Source organism: Methylobacterium carpenticola (assembly GCF_042748905.1).
GTDB classification, from domain to species: Bacteria; Pseudomonadota; Alphaproteobacteria; order Rhizobiales; family Beijerinckiaceae; genus Methylobacterium; species Methylobacterium carpenticola.
Map to the genome: position 1 here is coordinate 11,951 of NZ_JBHZEO010000002.1, position 18,794 is coordinate 30,744.

Here is an 18,794-nt window from a genome sequence, read left to right on the forward strand (position 1 = left end):
GCGGTCCGGGGTAGCGCCTCGTTCTGCCACATCCCAAGCCCTCGCATCTGCACACGCCCCGTCGAGCTTAGTGTTGGGCCGCGCTCCGGGCATGCGCGTGGGCCAAGAAGAAGCGCACCATCTCCCGACTGGCATCGGGACCGCGCGGGTCAGTGTACGAGCCGTTCGGGCTGCCACCCGACCAAGCGTGGCCGCTGCCGTGCAGCACCCACTGCTCCAGGATCCCTCGCCCGGCACCATCAGCATGGATCGTGCGCGTATAGGCCATGCCCCCGGGCGACTCGCCGCGTATCACGGCTTCGACCAGTGTCGTATCGGATCTTGCCTGTGCGATGACATGGTCCCCGTTGACGGGATTGACCGTCCGATCGCCGTCGCCATGGAAGACGATGGTCGGCACTGCCGGCCCGTCCCGTCTCGGCTGAACCGCACCATCTCCCTTCATGGCAGCGAAGGCCGACGGCATGTCCTTGGCGGCGCCGCAGGCCAGCCCCGAGTGCACGCCGACGGCCGCGAACAGATCGGGATAGGTCGCCCCCATGATCGCCGCAGCCGCACCGCCCGCGGACAGACCAGCCACGTAGACCCGGGTGGGATCGGCCGAGAACTCCTCGACGACGGCTGTCGCGATGCCGGCGATCAGGGAGGGCTCGCCCCCGTGGCGGGTCTGATCGCCAGCGTTGAACCAGTTCCAGCACTTCTGCATGTTCGCTGACTGGGGCTGGCGTGGGTAGGCGACCAGGAAGGTTTGCTCCTCGGCCAGGTCGTTCATCCGCGTGCCGGCGGCGAAGTCGTCCGGGTTCTGAGTGCAGCCGTGCAGCATGACCACCACCGGGAGCGCCTGACCGGTGTAGCCGCTCGGCACGAACACCTTGTAGGTCCGGCTGCCTGCGGCATTGGCGAAGGTCCGCTCCTCGAACCGGGCGCCCTCTGGCACGGGGACCGAGGTCGGACGCCCGGGGTGGAGGCCCTCTCCCAGGCCGGAGAAGGCACGCGGCGTGGCAAGGCGGTCGCGAAAGGCCCGCATCGTCTCGAACAGATCCGGAAAGCCTGTCGGCTCGTCGGGGCGCGCGGACCCGTCGGTAGAGGTCCCCTCCGGCTCACTCGGTGCCGTCCAGGCGCCCGCCGGTCCTGTGGGAGCCACCATGTCGATGGTCGGCCAGGAGCGCTTGGGGCTAAAACTGCGCCTCGTCGCCTTCCACTCTGCGCCGTCGGTTCTCGGGCGCGGAACTGCGTGACCCTGGAGCAGCGCCATTGCCTCCGCGAGCTTGCCCGCCTGGGTGAGACGGGTCACCTCGCCCATGTCGATCTTGTCGAAACTGTTCATGGTCATGATCTTTCGATGCCCGAGCAGCCGGGAGCGCCGGCCCGAAGACGGCATGGTGTGAGGCGTCAGGTGATCCGGTCGGCGAGCGCGGCTTTCACTGGAGCGCTCGCATGGAAGGCGCCGAGCACCTGGACCGAAGCGATGGCCGCGCGAGCCAGGTCTGGCGTGACATCATCAGCGATGCTGGCCAGGCCAAGGACCTGGATGTGAAGTGGTGACCCGCTGTCCCGCGCTGCTTCCAGATCTCGCCTGGAGAAATGCGCCAAGCCGAGGCTGAGCTGCCTGCGCGCCACGGAGTGGCGGATCGCCTCCTCCTGCCGATCGAGTTGGTTACGCACGGCCGTGCGGATGAAGTCGGTGCGATTGGCGTAGAAGCCGTCGCGCACCATCAGGTCGATGCGCCCGAGATCGACGAAGCCGAGGTTGACTGTGATCTTCTCGCTCTCGGGCGTCCTTGGACGCAACTCGTGAAGGTCGCCCATCATGTGTTCCATCTCCCTGCCATCCAACTGGATGGTCCTGAGATGGCGCTGGGCATCATCATCGGCAAGGGGAGCTGACGAACTCAATCGCCTGACCATCCGTCCGCAGGATCGCTCATCGCGAGGTGACGCTGACCTCGACGCTCTCCCCTGCGAGGGTCTACGACTCGAGGGCGGCGGCGTCGGCTCGATCCGGCGACATCCGCCTGAGGACAAGGCTGGCGTTCACCCCGCCGAACCCGAAGCCGTTCGATAACGCGTGCTCGACGGGGGTGCGTCGGGCGGTTGGTCCGATCAGATCCAACCCGGCCGCAGCGTCGTCCGGATCGGCGAGGTTGAGGGTCGGGGGCAGGACGCCGTCCCGCAGGGCGAGAACCGTGATGATGGCTTCCAGGGCGCCGGCGGCGCCAAGGAGGTGTCCGGTCGCGGACTTGGTCGACGAGATCGCCGGGCCGGCCTCCCCGAAGACCGACCTCAGCGCCGCCAACTCACCCGCGTCGCCGACTGGGGTCGCCGTCGCATGGGCGTTCACGTAGCCGATGTCGGCAGGTTCGAGGCCCGCCATCGCCAGGGCGGCGGTGATGGCCTGCCGGGCTCCGCTCCCGTCCGGGGGACCGGCAGTGAGGTGGTAGGCATCGGCGCTGGTGCCGTAGCCCACCAGTTCGGCCAGCGGGACGGCGCCACGGGCTTTCGCGTGGGCGAGCGCCTCCAGCACGAGGATGCCGGCCCCTTCGCCCATGACGAAGCCGTCGCGGCTGCGGTCGAAGGGACGGGAGGCAGCTGCGGGTGTATCGTTGAAGCCGGCCGAGAGGCTGCGCGCGGCGGCGAACCCGCCGAGCGCGACGCGGGTGACGCAGGCCTCGGCGCCGCCGCAGACGACCACGTCCGCCTCGCCGCAGCGGATGAGGCGCATGGCGTCGCCGATGGCCTGGACGCTGGCCGCGCAGGCGGTGACGGGCGCTCCGAGCGGTCCCTTGAAGCCATGGCGGATGGAGACGTGCCCGGCGGCAAGGTTGACCAGGAAGGCTGGTACGGTGAACGGAGAGAGCCGGTGCGCCCCCCGGGTGCCCACGGTCTCGACCGCGTCCGTGATGGTCTGGAAGCCGCCGATGCCGGAGGCCACGACGGTCGCGGTCCGGACACGCTCCGCCTCGCTGGAGGGCTTCCAGCCCGATTGCCGGAGGGCCTGGTCCGCGGCGACCAGGGTGAACTGGATGAACCGGTCCATCTTCCGACGATCCTTGGCCGGGATGAGGGCGTCGGGATCGAACCCGTCGGCGTCCTCGTCCTTCGACGGTACGATCCCCGCAACCTTCGCTTCGATGTCCGGGACGATGTCGTGCGGTAGGCGCCTCAGGCCGGACTCGGATGCCGTCAGGCGTCGCCACATTCCCTCGACGCTGCAACCGAGGGGCGACACAACGCCCATTCCCGTGACCACGACGGGTTCGCGCATCGGCGTGATCCTGTGTTGTTGGGCAAAAGGGTGACGCGGCACCGGGCGTGGTCGACCTGACGCACCGACCATGCCTCCGAGGGTGCGGACGCCACGGAAGCGTGAGCTTCCTGGAGGGGGCGCCCAGGTCTCGTCGTCGACGGCTTGGAGCGCCCACCACCGTCGGCAAGGGACGCTTGCCGAGGGCGCTCCTCGGATGCCCCCGGCGTCAGGCCGGCGACGACGGAGGCACGTCGGTCGACCCTTGGGGAACGCAGGCCGGCCAAGCCTGAGGAATGGATCGGGCCGTCCGGCGACGGCCCGTTTCCGGGAGATGGAGGGATCGTCCGGCGGATAGGGCCGCGATGCGCAACGCTCACGCGGCTTCGAGTGCCAAGGCGATGCCTTGGCCGCCTCCGATGCAGAGGGTGATGAGCCCGCGCCGGACGCCGTCGCGGCGCATGGCATGGAGCAGGCGAGTCGTGAGGACCGCGCCGGTCGCCCCGATGGGATGACCGTGCGCGATGGCTCCGCCCTCGATGTTGACGATGTCCTCGGGCAGGCCGAGTTCCTTCGCGACGGCGAGGGGCACGACCGCGAACGCCTCGTTGATCTCGACCCGCTCCAAATCGCCGAGGGACCAGCCGGCGCGCTCCAGGGCCTGCCGGACGGCCGGCACGGGTCCGAGCCCGAACAGGCCCGGTTCGCAGGCGCCGACGCCGTAGGCGACGAGCCGACCGTAGGCATCCAGGCCACGGGCCTCCGCGAAGCCGCGCTCGGCCACGATCATCGCCGCGGCACCCGAGTTGAGGCCCGGCGCGTTGCCGGCCGTGATCGTGCCGTCCTTGCGAAAGGCGGGCCTCAGCTTGGCCAGAGTCTCGGCCGTAGTCTCGGGACGGGGAGCCTCGTCGCGCACGAACGTCTCCGGGCCCTTCCGGCCCTTGATCTCCACGGCGGCGATCTCTGCGTCGAATGCGCCCGCGGCCTGCGCCGCCGCGAACCGGGCCTGGGATCGGGCCGCCCAGGCGTCCTGCGCCTCGCGACCGATCTGTGACTTCGAGGCAAGATCCTCTGTGTGCCACCCGGAATGCTCGCCCGAGAAGGCGTCGTTGAGCCCGTCGTTGAGCATGCTGTCGAGGATCTGGGCATGCCCCATTCTATGGCCCCAGCGCCCGCCCTCCATCAGGTACGGGGCACGGTCCATGTTTTCCATGCCGCCGGCCAAGGCGACGTCATGGTGTCCGAGGCGAACTTCGTCGGCCGCGGTCGCGATGGCCTGTGCTCCCGAGCCGCAGACGCGATTGACTGTAAGGGCGGGCACCGAGACGGGCACGCCGCCGTTCACCGCCGCCTGTCGGGCGGGGTTCATGCGGTTGCCGGCCTGGACGACGTTGCCCATCGTCACGCTGCCGAGCGTGCCCGCGTCGAGGCCTGCGCGGCGCAGGGTTTCGCGGATCGCGGTCGCACCGAGATCGGTCGCCGCGATGCCCTTGAGGCTGCCGCCGTACCCTCCGATGGCCGTGCGCACGGGATTACAGAGAACGATCTCGCGGTGGGTCATGGACACAATCTCCGATTTGGCGGTGAGGACGAGAGCGGCGCGTCGATGGGAAAGCCTGGCTGCACCGGTCCGACTACGGCCTGCCGGACCGCACCTCCGATGAGGCGATGAACCGAGGTGTTATCGCCGGCCAGGGCTAGAGCTTGCCGCGCCTCTGGTCTTCGCTAACCTTCAGGATGGCGTGCTTTGCGAGATTCTCGGGATGCAGCCTCTCCCACAATTCCCCGCGGCCGGCCGCGCGCTCCAGTTGCTCCTGCCGCTGCAGCCACTGCTCGACGCTGCGAATGCGATTGGGGTGGATCTCGTCCAGCAGGGCGTAGTCACGCTGGATGACGTTGTGCTTCCACTGGTTCCAGAAACCGGTGAAGTTGTCCCGGAAGCTCATCGTGCTCTTATCGTTCGGATCGGCGTTGTAGCCGGCGGGAGCATCCGCGACATGACTGAAGGACCGCTCGAAATAGACATCGATGTCGACGTCGACGTAGCGGGCGGGATGTCCAGTCACGCGCGTGAACGCCGCGGCGAGGGCATCATACTTCACGGGCTCGATGGCTACGGCGAGATCCATGCCGTTCGCGCGGTCGGGATGATCGAACAGCCACCGGACGTAATGCGCGCAGTCTTCGAGTGCCACGTGGACGACCGCGCCGCCACCGAGCGGCACCCGCCACGTCACGACCCCGTCCTCGATGGTCGGCGTCATGGGTGTGCGCGACGAGAACGCCATTTCCATGTACGGGCCGGTCGTGAACAAGGCCGCCGCCATCCGTTCGCCGTTCGCAGCGTTCTGCGACAAGATCCACTCGCCGATCCGACCCTTCCCGTCGTAGTGGCCGCAGCGAAACCGAGAGTCGTAACCGGCCTTCTTGAGCGTGTAGTCGAGATTGCCATAGACGAAGAATTTCACGCCTTCCTCAAGGGCGATCTCGTAACTGCGGATCGCCCAGTACATCTCCGTCCTCTCTCCGGCATTGAAGCCGTCGATGTTGATGAAGGCCCCGTCGCAGGCGCGAAAGCCTACTCGCAGAGTGTCCTCGTCCGCGAACGTGCCCTCCAGCAACGAGACGTTGCCGAGTTTGAGCAGTGACTGGGCTCGGTTCGAACCAGCGTGGCGAGTAAGGGCAAGGACGGAATACGCCCCATCCCCGACAAGACCTTCAACGACCGGCAAACCTTGTGCGCCGGTGGCACCGACGACAAAGACGCGTGAAGCCTGCTGGGATGCCACGTAGCGCACTCCGGAGATGACGATTGCACTTAACTCTGATAATCAGAGTGAAGCAAGTCCCATTTGTGCGGCGGGGGCGCCTCGGTGTGTCGCCTCTCCAGTTGTGGTGTAGAGCTGGCGTCTGGCGGCCCCATGGGACGCCGCAGGTCGCGGGACGACCGAGAGGGGGGACGGGAGACGCAAGCGCGATGCAATCGAGACGCTTCGAAGGAATGGTGTGCTCGGCAGCCGACGTGATGGGCGCGCTCGGCGACCGCTGGGGCATGCTCATCATGCGCGACCTGATCCTTGGGCTTACCCGCTACGAGGATCTGCGCCGGTCGACCGGGGCGACGAACACGACTTTGTCGGATCGGCTCAAGGAACTGGAGTTGAACGGTCTCGTGGAGCGGCGGCGCTATCAGACCCGCCCTGACCGCTACGAGTACCTGCCGACGAGGCGCGGTCGCGATATCGGGCTGCTTCTGACCGCGATGGTGCAAATCGGTGACAGATGGAACCTCGCCGACCGCGATGGCCCGCCGCTGGAGATCGTCAACATGCGAACCGGGAACCGTGCGGTACTAGCGTTGGTGGATGCTGAAACCCGGGAGCCGGTCAGCGCGCGAAACGTGGCGGTCGAGGCGGGCCGCGGCGCGGATGACGCAATGCGCTGGCGGCTTGAGCGCGGCTCGGCCGCTAGAGCGGCCAAGTCCGACTGACCATCCCCCCTGCAGTTGAAGGGGAGCAATTGCGGCGCGAATGCTGGGCCGGGCAGGCGGTAGCGACCACCCGTTAACTATCCACCGCCACCTTGTAAGGGAGCCGAGCAGGGTTCTCCCGCATCGGCGAGAGCGGCGGCTGCGTCTGACCTGTCGTGGCCGCCGCTCCACCACATGGCTTGGCTCAGCCGATGACTCGGGTGGCCGCATCAGCGCGAACCCACCAGCTTGGGTTTAATGCGCGCGCGACGTCATCGCGAGAGCTGACGAGGGTGAGAATGGAAGGGATGCCGATAACCGCCGGCTACCCCTCCGCTTGGCTCGGCTGTCCTGTCTTTGCTCCACCGCGCGGATCAGTGCTGTCCTCGCCAGACGCGTCGGGGTTCTCGCGGCCTTGAGGCGTGAGCCTGGGGCTCGCGATGTCCTCCTCGGTCGCCTCAGACTTGGGCTTGCTGGATGAGCTCTGACCGCTCGCCGACATATGCAGATGAGCGGCTCGCTGATCGTAGGTGCTCGCTGAGAGTGCCTCGCTCGATTGCATCTTCTGGGCCATCAGGTGTCTCCTCAAATTCGGAGACCAACTCCCTGCCGGCAGGACAGTTCAGGCCAGGATGCGATGAGCGCGCGACCGCTCAAGGAAACGGCGATCGTGCGTCAGAGCCGATCAGCGCGCGCGAGCGATCGGAAGCTTTTTCAGCACCTCACCGTTATGCAGAACAAGAACGGTATCGTATCTGCGATACTTCTCGGTTCTCTTGAAATGAACAGGCCGAAGCATTGGCTCGCGTGCGTCTGAACTACTGTCCGTACCCTGCAAGTCGAGAACGAGAGTGGCCGGGCCGAAATCGTTCGTGCAGACCTGAGTGAGATAGGGGTCGGCGCTCCCGGCAGAGCTTTCTACCCGGCCCTTAATGCTGAGGAATGGAACCGAACCGCAACTGCTCAGATTAATCTCAGCAGCAGACCAGTCATCAGTATGGATAATGCGGGTACTCATGGTGTGAATGCCTGGGCCATTTATAGCCTTGAGCCGAGATGTGGTGACGTCTACTCTGGATCGATGTGTGACACCACACCGCGCGGCGGCAAGGTCTCTTAAAGGGCAGGCGGTTCACCTGCACTCCCCACCGAGCCCCGCCGGGAGGCTTGGACTGTCGCTGCTTGCGGGCGAAGGAGGTCCTGCCATGACGCCGCATTGGAGCGAGGGCGTTGGCCTCTAACATGAGGCTCATGAGCGCGCATGGGCGGCATCTATTCACGCTGGAAATTCGGCCGAGCCGAGACGTGGCGGGCGCCTTCACGTGGATCATCCGTGACCACGGCAAGATGTACCGGCGATCGGACCAGCCTCACCGGTCTGAAGCCGAGGCCCGGGCGATGGCCGAGGCTGAACTCGCCCAGATGGCTTTACGTGCGCCAGGAGCTCCTGGAAGGACCGCCTGATCCCGAAGAACGCTGTCGTTACACCCACGGATGCCGGCCTCCTGGCCAGGTGTCGACGAACCTCATGCAGCCTTGCTGGTTGCTCTCTGCGTGGCCTGTTGCGGAGCGCTGCCATGCGGATCACTACAGCATCCCTGATGCTCGGTCTGGTGCTCATGGCTCCAGCCGCGCCCTTGGCTCAGAATGCTGGACCAGCCCTGCCGCGGGCTGACACCAAGGACATGTACTTTGCCTACGTGCCACCCCGGGCTGAGAAGTCCGCCTTCGTGCCGCCCAAGGCCGAGGTGACCGGAAGCATCCCCGCACCGGCAACCCAAAAGCCGCCGGTGGACCGGGGTCTTCCGAACCAGAAGGTGGGACGACCAAAGGGTCTGTACGTGGTGCGCGATATCTGCGTCGGGTGCATGCCCTGACACCATCCTGCCAGCCGCCCGCCACCGCCGTGGTCAGGGGTGCCTCATGCGCCGGATGATCTCCACCGGTGCGGTCCTGCTGCGAACATCTTTAAGGGGCAACAACAGCAGCCCTCTTGACGTGTAAGTATCTCGTATACAAGATACTGCTATACGAGTTGGCTTTGATGGCACACCGCGCGCCAAGGTGAGAGCGCATGGATCGCGTCGAGGACTGCATCTCCTTCCTGGTCGGCAAGGCCGCCCAGCAGATCTCCCGCCGCGCGCGCGACGCGCTGGCCGGCCACGGGGTGACACCGCCGCAGTACGCCGTCCTCAAGGTGCTGTGGGAGCGGGACGGCCAGAGCGGCGCCGAACTCGGCGCGCGCCTCTTAATCGACAGCGCCACCATCACGGGCCTCGCGGATCGCCTGCAGACCGCCGGCCTGCTGGAGCGCCGCCCCCATGGCGAGGACCGGCGCGTCAACAGCCTCTTTCTCACCCCGCGGGGCCGGGACCTGCAGGCGCCGCTGGACGCGGCGATGGACCGGCTCAACGACGAGGTCGCGCGCGAGATGGGTACCCAGGCCGAGGCGCTCCGGGCGGCGTTGCGCCGGCTCGGCGAAGCCCGGAACTGATGGGAGGAAGCACATGTTCGACACCAAGATCGCGATCGTCGTGCGCGAGGATCTGGCCACGTGGCAGAAGCTCAACGTGACCGCGTTCCTGACCAGCGGCATCGTCGGCGCGAACGAGGGTCTTGTTGGCGAGCGCTACGAGGACGCGACCGGTAACACCTACAATCCCCTCGTTGTCCAACCGATGATCGTGCTCAGCGCCGAGGCGGACACCCTTAAGACGATCTATCGCCGGGCGATGGAGCGCGGGGCCCGGCTGTCCCTCTACATCGAGGACATGTTCGCCACCGGACACGACGCCGCGAACCGGGCGGCGGTGAAGCAGTACGCGCCCGAGGCGATGAACGTGGTGGGCCTCGCGCTGCGCGAGGACAAGAAGATCGTCGACAAGATCACCAAGGGCGCGCGGATGCACGCCTGAGAGCGGAGGCAGCGTCCATGCAGGTCCACCTCATCCACACGCACCCGGAGCCGGGCTCCTTCACCGCGGCGATGCGCGACACCGTTCGCGGAACATTCGAGGCCCGCGGCGACGCGGTCACCGTGTCGGACCTGTACGCTATGAGGTTCAACCCGGTCTCATCGGCCGCTGACTTCCGGGTGCGCGAACGGCCCGAGACCCTGGTGTACGCCTCGGAGCAGCGCCACGCCTTCGCATCCGGTACGCTCGCGCCTGACATCGCGGCCGAGGTGGAGCGGGTGCTCGCCGCCGATCTGCTCGCCTTCACCTTCCCCGTGTTCTGGTTCGGCCCGCCGGCCATGCTCAAGGGCTGGATCGAGCGGGTGTTCCTGGCCGGCCGCTTCTACGGCGGGCGGCGCGTGTACGCCCACGGCGGCCTCGCTGGGAAACAGGCCTTCGTAGCCATGGGGCTCGGCGGCCGCGCCCACATGTTCGGGCGTGACGCCATCCACGGCGAACTCGAAGCAGGCATGATGCGCGGCTTCTTCCAGGGGACGCTCGGGTACGTCGGCCTCGCCGTGCATCGACCATTCGTCGCCCACCACGTGCCGTACGTGGACGACGCCACCCGGGGTGCAGTGCTGGACGACTTGCGCACCTGCGTGCGCGACCTCGACGAACGGCCCGTTCTCCCGATGCCGGATGTGGGCGCCTACGATGCCTCGTTCGCGCCGAAGGAGTTCCTGTCGTGATGCGGGCGGAGGCCATTGACGGCAGCCTGTGGCACGTCGAGCTGCGGCGGCCGGAGAAGCGCAATGCGCTTGGCGTGGAAGCCTACACGCTGCTCACGGACGTGCTGCGCCAGATCGGTGCTATGCCAGATACGCGCGCGGTCGTGCTCTCAGGCCAGGGCGAGTGCTTCTGCGCCGGAAATGACCTCGCCGAGTTCGCGACCCACTGGCCGCAGCTGCCGGGCGGCCCGGTGGTGCGCTTCCTCGAGGCGCTGTACGCGCTGCCGCGCCCCGTGATTGCGGCCGTACAAGGAGCTGCGGTGGGCATCGGCGCCACGATGCTGCTGCACTGCGATCTGGTCGTGGCCGGGCCGGGCGCCTTTCTGCAATATCCATTCGTGGATCGGGGCATCATCCCCGAAGGAGCCGCCTCACTCCTGTTGCCACTGCATCTCGGTCACCTGCGCGCCATGGATCTTTTCCTGACGGGGCGGCGCGTCCTCGCCGAGGAAGCCCTTACTCTGGGATTGGTGACACACGTGAGCCGCGACAGGCCACCGCTGGACAAGGCCCTCGACCTCGCGCGCACGATCTCGGCCAAGTCGCCGGAGGCCATTGCGACCACGAAGCAGTTGGTCCGCCAAAGTTTAGCCGACAGCGTAATGCCTCGCTACGAATGGGAGATCGAGAACATCAACAAGCTGCTAGCGATCCGACCGATCGCCGCTGCGGGTGACTCGAAAAATCAGGCTTGTAAATGCTGAATAGGATTGACTTAGTCACGTCTCAATCTCAGGGCTTTTAGGTGCTGCAAGAACTTCAACTCGCGCTGCACCGCCACGTCACTCCTCAGACGAGGAGGTCCTTCACGGCGCCGAACCCTTGCATTCCGTCCCGAGCAGCCCGTGCGCTGCTCCAGCTTGAATGTCCAGAAAAGACGGTTTTGCAGACACTTAAACCGTAAGGATTGGGGTCAGGAAATTAAGTAGCGGCGCGCGGTTCACCTGTCAGGCTCTCTCACGCGCAACCGCTCACCCGGATTATCAGGAGGCGGAGCGCGGCACGCACCATTTCGCTGGCTGAAGCATATTCGCCCTTAGCGACCTGCTCGTCGACGAAGTCAGCGAGGGGAGCCGTGAGAGCTATGTGGCGGGAATGCTTGGCGGCCATACTGGAGCGTAGCATGCCAGCCGCGAGGGTGTCGCCAGTGGAGTTGCCCCCATCAGACCGGACACGGGGCTGGTCGCATCTGAGCACGGATGAACTCGCGGGGCGAGCGCATGCCGAGCCCCCGGTGGGGATGGTTTTCGTTGTAGTCGGTGATCCAGGCGCCAATCCGAGCCAGAAGGGTGTCGGCGTCGGGGCGGGGCTGCACGCGGGCATAGTCGCGCTTGAGCGTCTTCACGAACGCCTCGCTTACCCCGTTGCTCTCGGGCGAGCGCACCGGCGTGAAGCAGGGCACAAGGCCGAGGGCTGCCGCGAAGGACAGCGTCTCGGCGGCCGTGTAGGCAGAGCCGTTGTCGGCCAGCCACTGCACGGGATGGGTTGTGCGCAGGTCACCGAAGCGCGCCTCGACGCAGGCCAGCATGAGATCGCGCACCATCTGGCCGCTGACCCCGCCCGTCGAAGCCACCCAGGCGATCACCTCGCGGTCATGGGTGTCGATGGCGAAGGCCACCCGCACCACCTCGCCGTTCCAGCAGCCGATCTCCAGCGCGTCCGAGGACCAGCGCTGGTTCGAGGCCGGGGCAATCACGCGACCCTCGTGGGCGCGCACGGGCCGCTCGCCCGTATGGCGCTGGAGGAGCAGGCTGTCTCGCTTCATCAGGCGGAACACTCGCTTGTGGTTCAGCGCAGGTTCGCCGGTGGCGCGCCGCGTCCGGTTCAGGATCGCCGTCACCCGTCGGTAGCCGTAGGTGAGCCGCACGTCCGTGATGGCGCGGATGGCGGCGAGGATGGTGTCGTCGTCGGCGCGGCGATAGGGGCCACGCGACCGAGACACGCCCCGTATCTGCTCGACGAGGTTGGAGCGGGCCACACCGAGCGCGTCAGCCACGACCTTCACCGGGAAGAGCCCGCGGGCGGCGACGGCAGCGGCCACGCGGCTTTTATGGGATGGCCCGCCCCTCCGGCTCCCTCGGCGCTACGCTGACGGAATTACGAGAGGGGAGGAGCGGACAATGAAGACGGCAGCCAAGATCGCGGTTCTCGGGATCGACCTTGGCAAGAATAGCTGCAGCGTCGCGGGCCTGGACGAGACGGGGCGGGTCGTGCTGCGGCGCCGGCTGACGCGAGAGGGCGTCGTCCGGCTCGCCGCGACGCTGCCGGCCTGCACGGTCGCGATGGAAGCCTGCTGCGGCGCCCATCACCTCGGCCGCGTTCTGGGCGGCCAAGGTCACGCGGTCCGGCTCATGTCGCCCGAGTACGTGCAGCCCTATGTGAAGGCGCAGAAGAACGACGAGCGGGACGCGGAAGCGATCGCGGAGGCGGCGACGCGGCCGACCATGCGGTTCGTCGAGCTCAAGAGCGAGGCGCAGCTCGACGCTCAGATCCTCCATCGCGCCCGCACCCGTCTCGTCGTCCAGCGCACGGCGCTGATCAACCAGCTGCGCGCCGTGCTGCTCGAGCGCGGGATCGTGGTCGCCAAAGGGCGCCGGCAGTTGGAGGTCCGCCTGGTGGAGCTGTTGGACGACGCCGAGCCGCCGGCGCTCCTGAGCGGCCGGATCGTCCAGCTGATCGAGGACATGCGCGCAGAATGGGCTGCGCTCGACCGGCGCATCGCCGCGCTCACGGCCGAGTTTGTCCAGCAGGCGCGGTCGGACGCGGCGGCGCGACGTCTGGCCGGCATCCCGGGCTTCGGCGCCTTGAACGCGACAGCGCTCGTCGCGGCGATCGGCACGGGCGAGACGTTCCGCCGGGCCCGGGACCTCGCGGCTTGGCTCGGCCTCGTGCCGCGGCAGGCGACGACGGGCGGCAAGCCGCGTCTCCTTGGGATCACGAAGCGCGGCAACACTTATCTGCGCACGCTGCTGATCCACGGCGCGCGGGCGGCGCTGCCGTCGCTTGCCGAGAGTCCGACCGCGATGGGGAGCTGGCTTCGCGGCCTTCTCGGGCGCACGCACAAGAACAAGGTCGTCGTGGCGCTTGCCGGCAAGCTCGCGCGTATCGCCTGGGCGGTGCTGCGCTCCGGGGAGAGCTATGCGGCCAAGAGGTCGAGCCTACGCCGGCCTGAACGGGACGGGTCGTCCGGGCAGCCCAGCTCGGCGATCGACGAGGTCTGCGGGCGGCTGACGCGAGATGGCCTGACGGTTGATCCGGCACCCTGTGATCCTGGTGTAAAAAATGGCGTTCGACGCCGACGCTTTTATGAGGACCAGGGTGCGCGGAACTCCATCTTGGCCGGGGCATGACCCCGAGACCGGATACGTTGGCGCAGACCGGTCAGATCACCTCGCACGAATCCGCTTGCAGACGGGGCGGGCCATACGTTTTACCCGCGCGACCGTCAGCGCCTCCTTGAGCACCTCGACCTCCAGCGTCTTCCCGGCTGGCGGCGACGACCTCCTCGTCGGCCTGCACCGCCACCTGTCCGCCCTCGGCCATGCGACGCCTCCACCCGAATAGCAGGCTCGGCGAGAGGCCGTGCATCCGCGCCACCGCCGAGACGGTCATGCCGGGCTGCATCGTCTCCTCGACGAAGCGCACCTTCTCGTGGGCGGTGTAGCGCCTGCGGCGCTCGCGCCCGGTGATGATCTCGATCCGCTGCGTGTCGTTCGACATAGGCGCACGCCTAGGCTTTCGCCCAGGCCCTCACGGTTGCGCCCAGTGTCCGGCCGAATTGGGGGCCACTCCATCGGCTTCGGTGCTCCGATCGGGGTGCCGGCCGCGCCTCAAAGGCTTTAGAGACCGCCGGCTGTGGGTGTTCTCCCGGTCACCGCCCACTGGACCGCGCCAGGGCCTCAAGATCCTAGCGACTGCCATAGACTATCGTGATGGCGCAGGCGGCGCGTTAGCAAAGAGGGAGTATGCAGGTAGGCCACTTATGAATTAGATAGCAGAAGATTAAGCAGCAGTTTGGTCTGCCTCATACCCTAGTGAGCTAGCACGATGAGTCTTGATGATATGGGCACAGGCACGCACAGTCAGTGCCATGATTGTCAACGTGGTATTCTGCGCGCCGCTTGAAACGAAGCACGCGCCGTCAGTGACGAAGACGTTATCTGCATCCCAGCACCGATTGTACGGGTCAAGCACCGAGTTCTTCGCCTCCGTCCCCATCGGCGCGCCACCGACCTCATGGATCGCCGAGCCAGGAATGCTGGCGCCGGATTTCATTACCAAGCGCTTGCGCATAATCTTGAAGGCAAGGTTGTGCAGCGGCTTGCCGATCGGCGTCGCCTTCGGCTCGAGACCCGCAACCGCAGCCATGCGTTTCATCGTCGCGAGTGCGTCCGCGACCATCCGCTCCTCGTTCTCGGAGTAGGTGACATCGACGTGCGCTGCTGGAATACCCCAAGCATCCCGTTTGTAAGGGTCGAGCGTCACCTTATTCTGCGGCCGCGGCAGCATCTCGCCCTGCGCTGTTAGATGCCAGAAGGGATAGCCACGACCGATGCCGCCCATAATGCCGAAGCCCCGTAGATAGGGTCCGGCAACAGGCTCCTGAGCCCGAAAGGGCGGCACATAGAAGCCACCGATCTTGCCGAAATCGAAGGCGTCAGTCTGGTCCGCCGGCGTTTGGGCTTCCACGTCTTCGTGCGGCCCGGTAAGCGCAATGTGTACCGCATCCATGAAATTCTGACCGAGCCGCCCGGACGTATTGCCGACACCATTTGGATGGCAATTGCAGCGTGAATTCATCAAGATGCGTAGTGTCTCTATGCTGCCGGCGCAAAGGATGACGAACTTTGCTCGCACCGAGCGCGCTTGTCGTGTGATCCGGTCGATATAGCGTACACCTGTCGCGCGTCCTGTCGCCTCGTTGATATCAAGAGCCTCGACAATTGCATCGGTTCTGAGCGTTAGCAGGCCCGTCTCCTGCGCGGCCCGGATGGGGAGCGGAATGCGCGACAGATTGTTCGCGACGAAGCGCGTAGGTATTATGCGCGCGCTGGGGAATGCCTGTCCGACAAGGGCACGGAACTTCTTCTCAGGCGCATTGAGCGTCGTCGCCTTGGCGTATTTCCCGTCCGGCAGTCCAGGAATTCCCTCAAGTGTTCCATTGACGCCGAGAAATGTCTCGACTTTGTCGTAATGCGGAGCAAGATCGCTGTAGGAGATTGGCCAATCGGTCCCGTGTCCGTCCCTGCTCGCGGCTTTGAAGTCATCGTCCGACATGCGGAAAACTATGCGCCCCCACAAGTAGAGCTTGCCGCCCACCTGACGTCCACGATACCAATTGAATGGTTTGTCCGGCGGCGTCGTGTAAGGGTTCTCGCGATCATTGACGAAGAACTGCTGGGTCAGATGGCTGAACGCGATGCAGCGGGCCTGTACGAACTGGCCACCAAGAAGGGCGGCTTTGGACCGCGCGACAAGCGGATTGCCGACCGCGAGGTGATGGCCAGCTTTGTTTGGCTGCGGAAAATCCTCAATCGGGTCGATGTTGCGGCCAGCCTCGAGGAGTAGCACGCGCATCCCGCCTTCGGTGAGCTCCTTCGCAGCCCAGCCTCCTGCAGCACCAGAGCCCACGACGATGGCATCGAACTCACAATTGTTGATCATGAAATCACACAATCCCGCGAGCTAGTAGTTTCAGAGCCTGTTTGACTACGGTGAGCTGGGCGTCAGTGGTCGCAGCGTCATCGGTGGTGGCCTGAGCGCGTTGCTCCAGCTCCCGCCGCTCCAGTTCAGCAAGCACGGCCTCGCGGATGAACTCGGCGCGGCGCCCCTTGCCTAGGAGCGCATCGATCCGGTCGGGCACACCCTCGGAGAGCCGAATGTTCGTAGACTTCACGTTTAAGCTTGGCCGGCCCATGCGCCTTACTACCTCATGCCAAGGCCAGGCCAAATTAGCTCCTAAGCGGTACCGCGTATTGATAATTTAAGAGGTACCGCTTGCCTCTGAAGGTGTATTAGGAGCCTTAGCCAGAGAGCACGTCTCCAGACAACTTGCCTGAGCCAGCCTCTTTGGCGTCTCATCAGGACGACAATCGAGCTTGTCAGAAATCGACATCGTTCTGCACGGGTAAGCGTCTACCGAGGCTTGGGCGGCAAGGTCCCTTCAGCTGGAATTCAAACTCTAGGATCGCGGATTTCGGGCGGGGGTGGCGAAGGCTGGACCTAGGCTGTGCTGCTCGCATAAGCTCGGCGTATGGAACCAGCTATCCAACGCTCCAGGACTGCAAAGCGTAGAAAACGCCGGTTGAGGCTCTCCTCCACCGGCTTTGCCGGATGAGATCCGCCATCGGCGGATCTCACACGATAGGACCAGCTTAAGCAGCCCGAACCGTCGCAAGGAAACGTCCCACCTCACTGCTCAGCTGCTCGGACTGACGGGACATCTCAGAGGCTGCTCCGAGCACCTGGCTCGCGGCAGCGCCCGTCTCTTCGGCGGCTCCCGCCACCCCAGCGATGTTGCTTGTGACCTCACCTGTACCAGCGGCAGCCTGCGCTACGTTGCGGACGATTTCCTGCGTAGCTGCTCCCTGCTCCTCAACCGCCGCAGCAATTGTCGTTGCGACCGCGCTGATTTCGCGAATACGAGCCGTGATGGATCCGATAGCAGAAACGGCCTGGGTCGTTGATCCCTGGATCCGGCCGATTTGCCCGCCGATCTCCTCAGTCGCCTTGGCAGTTTGGCTGGCGAGTTGCTTTACTTCGGACGCCACAACCGCGAAGCCGCGACCGGCCTCGCCGGCCCGAGCAGCCTCGATTGTCGCGTTGAGCGCCAGTAAGTTGGTCTGGCTCGCGATGCTGGTGATGATCGTCACAACATCGCCGATCCGGGCAACAGCCGCACTCAGTTCCTGAACATGAGCCGCGGTCTGCTCTGCCTCACCGGCTGCCGCCTGGGCGAGGGTTGCAGAACCGCTGACTTGGCGACCAATCTCCTGCACAGAGACGCCCAGCTCCTCGGCGGCAGCGGCCACAGTAGAGACATTCGAGGCCGCTTCTTCAGCCGCGGCCGCAACCGTGACCGATTGGCTGGCAGTCTCGGTAGCCGTTGCCGTCATGCTTTGTGCGGTAGCTTGCAACTCGGTGGCTGAGGCGGAGACCATGCCGACAATGCCGCCCACGGCACGCTCCAAGCCATCAGCAAGCTCACGCATCGCAGCCTTGCGCTGCGCCTCCGCGCCGGCACGAGCCAAGGCCGCCTCCTCTTCCAGCGCCCGCATCCGGATGAGCCCGTCCTTGAAGACTTGGACAGCGTCCGCGATGACGCCGATCTCGGTCTTCTCCCCCTGATAGGGGATGTTCACTACAAGATTGCCGCTCGCCAGCGCCTGCATGGGCTGCACGACGGAACGGATACCACGCGTCACTCCCCTGACGATCAAAACAGCTGAGACGATTGAGAGCACAAGGCCGAGGACAACAGCGACAACTCCGAGCGTTCGTGTGCTTTCGAAAACGTCTTTGCTATCGGCTTGTGCCCTAACGGCACCCTCAGTGTTTAGGGCGATTAACTTATCGAGCGCTTCAGATGCCGCTCGACGGGGAGCGATGCCCTTCTTTTCATACAACTCATAGGCCTGAGATTTTTGGCCATTCCGAGAGAGATCCAGAACAGATAGCCGGATAGTATCGAAATTGCGGCTTTCCCGAATGAACACATCGTAGAGCGCACGCTCCTCGGGAGAGCTAATCATGGGAGCATATAGCGCCTTTTTGTCTTCAAGTTTTTTACTAAAACGCTCGGTATCTTTTTCAATACTTGCAACCAAGGCTGGGTCGGTAGCTTGTGTATGTCGGAGAAGCGAGCCGCTAGTACGTGCTGTAAGCGTGTCAATTTCTCCGAGAACACGCATGCTGGGCAGCCAGTTTGTCTCGATATTGACGGCCTGCTCTCGCATATGCTGCGTACTGGTTAGCCCCAGAAAACCTAAACCGACTACGAATATGGTTAGAATTGTAAATGCGACAATCAGCTTACTACGGATGGATATGGCTTGCAGAGACACGGTCTACCTCGCTAGGCGCCTTCTACGGCGGAAATGCACGACCGTTGTGATTAGTTTGCGATAGTTAATTGATAATAAATTTCCGTCTACTGCCGAAATTGCATGCAAAATTGTCGATAGGGGGGCAATTCTGATATTCGATTGGACTGTAAAAGGCACTTAGGTCCAGGTTCAATTAGACCCCGGTTTTAGGCAGGGGCGGTCGCAAGGCCAGTAGGGAAGTGAAGCCAGGACTATACCTCTCTGGATCCGTGCCGGCGCCCATGTCGCCGAACAAGCTTACCAAGACGCCTGATCCGACCGACGATGAGGCCGTGCGCGCGACCATAAAGG

General features: G+C 65.1%; 16 protein-coding genes and 2 pseudogenes. 7 read left to right on the forward strand and 11 right to left on the reverse strand.

The window, feature by feature from the left end:
- Positions 1-67 precede the first annotated feature (67 nt).
- From ACE101_RS31315 to ACE101_RS31335, 5 genes are all read right to left on the reverse strand, one after another.
- Positions 68-1,327: an extracellular catalytic domain type 1 short-chain-length polyhydroxyalkanoate depolymerase gene (locus ACE101_RS31315; RefSeq protein WP_379139160.1), complete on the reverse strand. Its 1,260-nt coding sequence runs from the start codon at positions 1,325-1,327 to the stop codon at positions 68-70.
- 65 nt (positions 1,328-1,392) lie between these two features.
- The gene (locus ACE101_RS31320; protein ID WP_379139163.1) at positions 1,393-1,812 is read right to left on the reverse strand and encodes a ribbon-helix-helix domain-containing protein; all 420 of its coding nucleotides are present in this window, start codon (positions 1,810-1,812) and stop codon (positions 1,393-1,395) included.
- Between the two features lie 157 nt (positions 1,813-1,969).
- Positions 1,970-3,265: a beta-ketoacyl-ACP synthase II gene (fabF, locus tag ACE101_RS31325; RefSeq protein ID WP_379139200.1), complete on the reverse strand. Its 1,296-nt coding sequence runs from the start codon at positions 3,263-3,265 to the stop codon at positions 1,970-1,972.
- 355 nt (positions 3,266-3,620) lie between these two features.
- Positions 3,621-4,805, reverse strand: a complete 1,185-nt coding sequence (locus ACE101_RS31330) for a thiolase family protein (protein ID WP_379139166.1) — start codon at positions 4,803-4,805, stop codon at positions 3,621-3,623.
- 136 nt (positions 4,806-4,941) lie between these two features.
- Positions 4,942-6,033, reverse strand: coding sequence for an NmrA family NAD(P)-binding protein (locus tag ACE101_RS31335; RefSeq protein ID WP_379139169.1), 1,092 nt, complete (start codon positions 6,031-6,033; stop codon positions 4,942-4,944).
- A 188-nt stretch (positions 6,034-6,221) separates the two neighbouring features.
- Between ACE101_RS31335 and ACE101_RS31340 the strand changes: the two genes are divergently transcribed.
- The 6 genes from ACE101_RS31340 (at position 6,222) to ACE101_RS31365 (ending at position 11,102) form a co-directional block, all read left to right on the forward strand.
- Complete coding sequence (locus tag ACE101_RS31340) at positions 6,222-6,734, forward strand: winged helix-turn-helix transcriptional regulator (protein ID WP_379139171.1); 513 nt, start codon at positions 6,222-6,224, stop codon at positions 6,732-6,734.
- A gap of 1,556 nt (positions 6,735-8,290) precedes the next feature.
- The gene (locus ACE101_RS31345; protein WP_379139173.1) at positions 8,291-8,590 is read left to right on the forward strand and encodes a hypothetical protein; all 300 of its coding nucleotides are present in this window, start codon (positions 8,291-8,293) and stop codon (positions 8,588-8,590) included.
- A 197-nt stretch (positions 8,591-8,787) separates the two neighbouring features.
- The gene (locus ACE101_RS31350; protein WP_379139174.1) at positions 8,788-9,207 is read left to right on the forward strand and encodes a MarR family winged helix-turn-helix transcriptional regulator; all 420 of its coding nucleotides are present in this window, start codon (positions 8,788-8,790) and stop codon (positions 9,205-9,207) included.
- A 13-nt stretch (positions 9,208-9,220) separates the two neighbouring features.
- Entirely contained in the window at positions 9,221-9,628 is a 408-nt protein-coding gene (locus tag ACE101_RS31355) for a DUF2000 family protein (RefSeq protein WP_379139175.1), read from the forward strand.
- 17 nt (positions 9,629-9,645) lie between these two features.
- On the forward strand, positions 9,646-10,359 hold the full coding sequence (locus ACE101_RS31360) for an NAD(P)H-dependent oxidoreductase (RefSeq protein WP_379139176.1): 714 nt from the start codon (positions 9,646-9,648) through the stop codon (positions 10,357-10,359).
- Complete coding sequence (locus ACE101_RS31365) at positions 10,359-11,102, forward strand: enoyl-CoA hydratase/isomerase family protein (protein WP_379139177.1); 744 nt, start codon at positions 10,359-10,361, stop codon at positions 11,100-11,102. The genes ACE101_RS31360 and ACE101_RS31365 overlap by 1 nt, the downstream gene beginning before the upstream one ends.
- Before the next feature lie 253 nt (positions 11,103-11,355).
- Here ACE101_RS31365 and ACE101_RS31370 read toward each other — a convergent pair whose 3' ends face one another.
- On the reverse strand, positions 11,356-11,523 hold the full coding sequence (locus tag ACE101_RS31370) for a ribbon-helix-helix domain-containing protein (RefSeq protein WP_379139178.1): 168 nt from the start codon (positions 11,521-11,523) through the stop codon (positions 11,356-11,358).
- Between the two features lie 37 nt (positions 11,524-11,560).
- On the reverse strand, positions 11,561-12,439 hold the full coding sequence (locus tag ACE101_RS31375) for an IS3 family transposase (RefSeq protein ID WP_379139179.1): 879 nt from the start codon (positions 12,437-12,439) through the stop codon (positions 11,561-11,563).
- Positions 12,440-12,518: 79 nt separating this feature from the next.
- Here ACE101_RS31375 and ACE101_RS31380 point away from each other — a divergent pair.
- Positions 12,519-13,544, forward strand: a pseudogene (locus ACE101_RS31380) (IS110 family RNA-guided transposase); the annotation flags it as partial.
- 279 nt (positions 13,545-13,823) lie between these two features.
- Here the strand turns inward: ACE101_RS31380 and ACE101_RS31385 are convergent.
- From ACE101_RS31385 to ACE101_RS31400, 4 genes and pseudogenes are all read right to left on the reverse strand, one after another.
- Positions 13,824-14,118, reverse strand: a pseudogene (locus ACE101_RS31385) (transposase); the annotation flags it as partial.
- A gap of 282 nt (positions 14,119-14,400) precedes the next feature.
- Positions 14,401-16,062 carry a GMC oxidoreductase gene (locus ACE101_RS31390; RefSeq protein ID WP_379139180.1) on the reverse strand — a complete coding sequence of 554 codons (1,662 nt, stop codon included), beginning with the start codon at positions 16,060-16,062 and terminating at the stop codon, positions 14,401-14,403.
- Positions 16,063-16,066: 4 nt separating this feature from the next.
- The gene (locus ACE101_RS31395; RefSeq protein ID WP_379139181.1) at positions 16,067-16,294 is read right to left on the reverse strand and encodes a hypothetical protein; all 228 of its coding nucleotides are present in this window, start codon (positions 16,292-16,294) and stop codon (positions 16,067-16,069) included.
- Between the two features lie 478 nt (positions 16,295-16,772).
- Entirely contained in the window at positions 16,773-18,461 is a 1,689-nt protein-coding gene (locus ACE101_RS31400; RefSeq protein WP_379139182.1) for a methyl-accepting chemotaxis protein, read from the reverse strand.
- Positions 18,462-18,794: the final 333 nt, after the last annotated feature.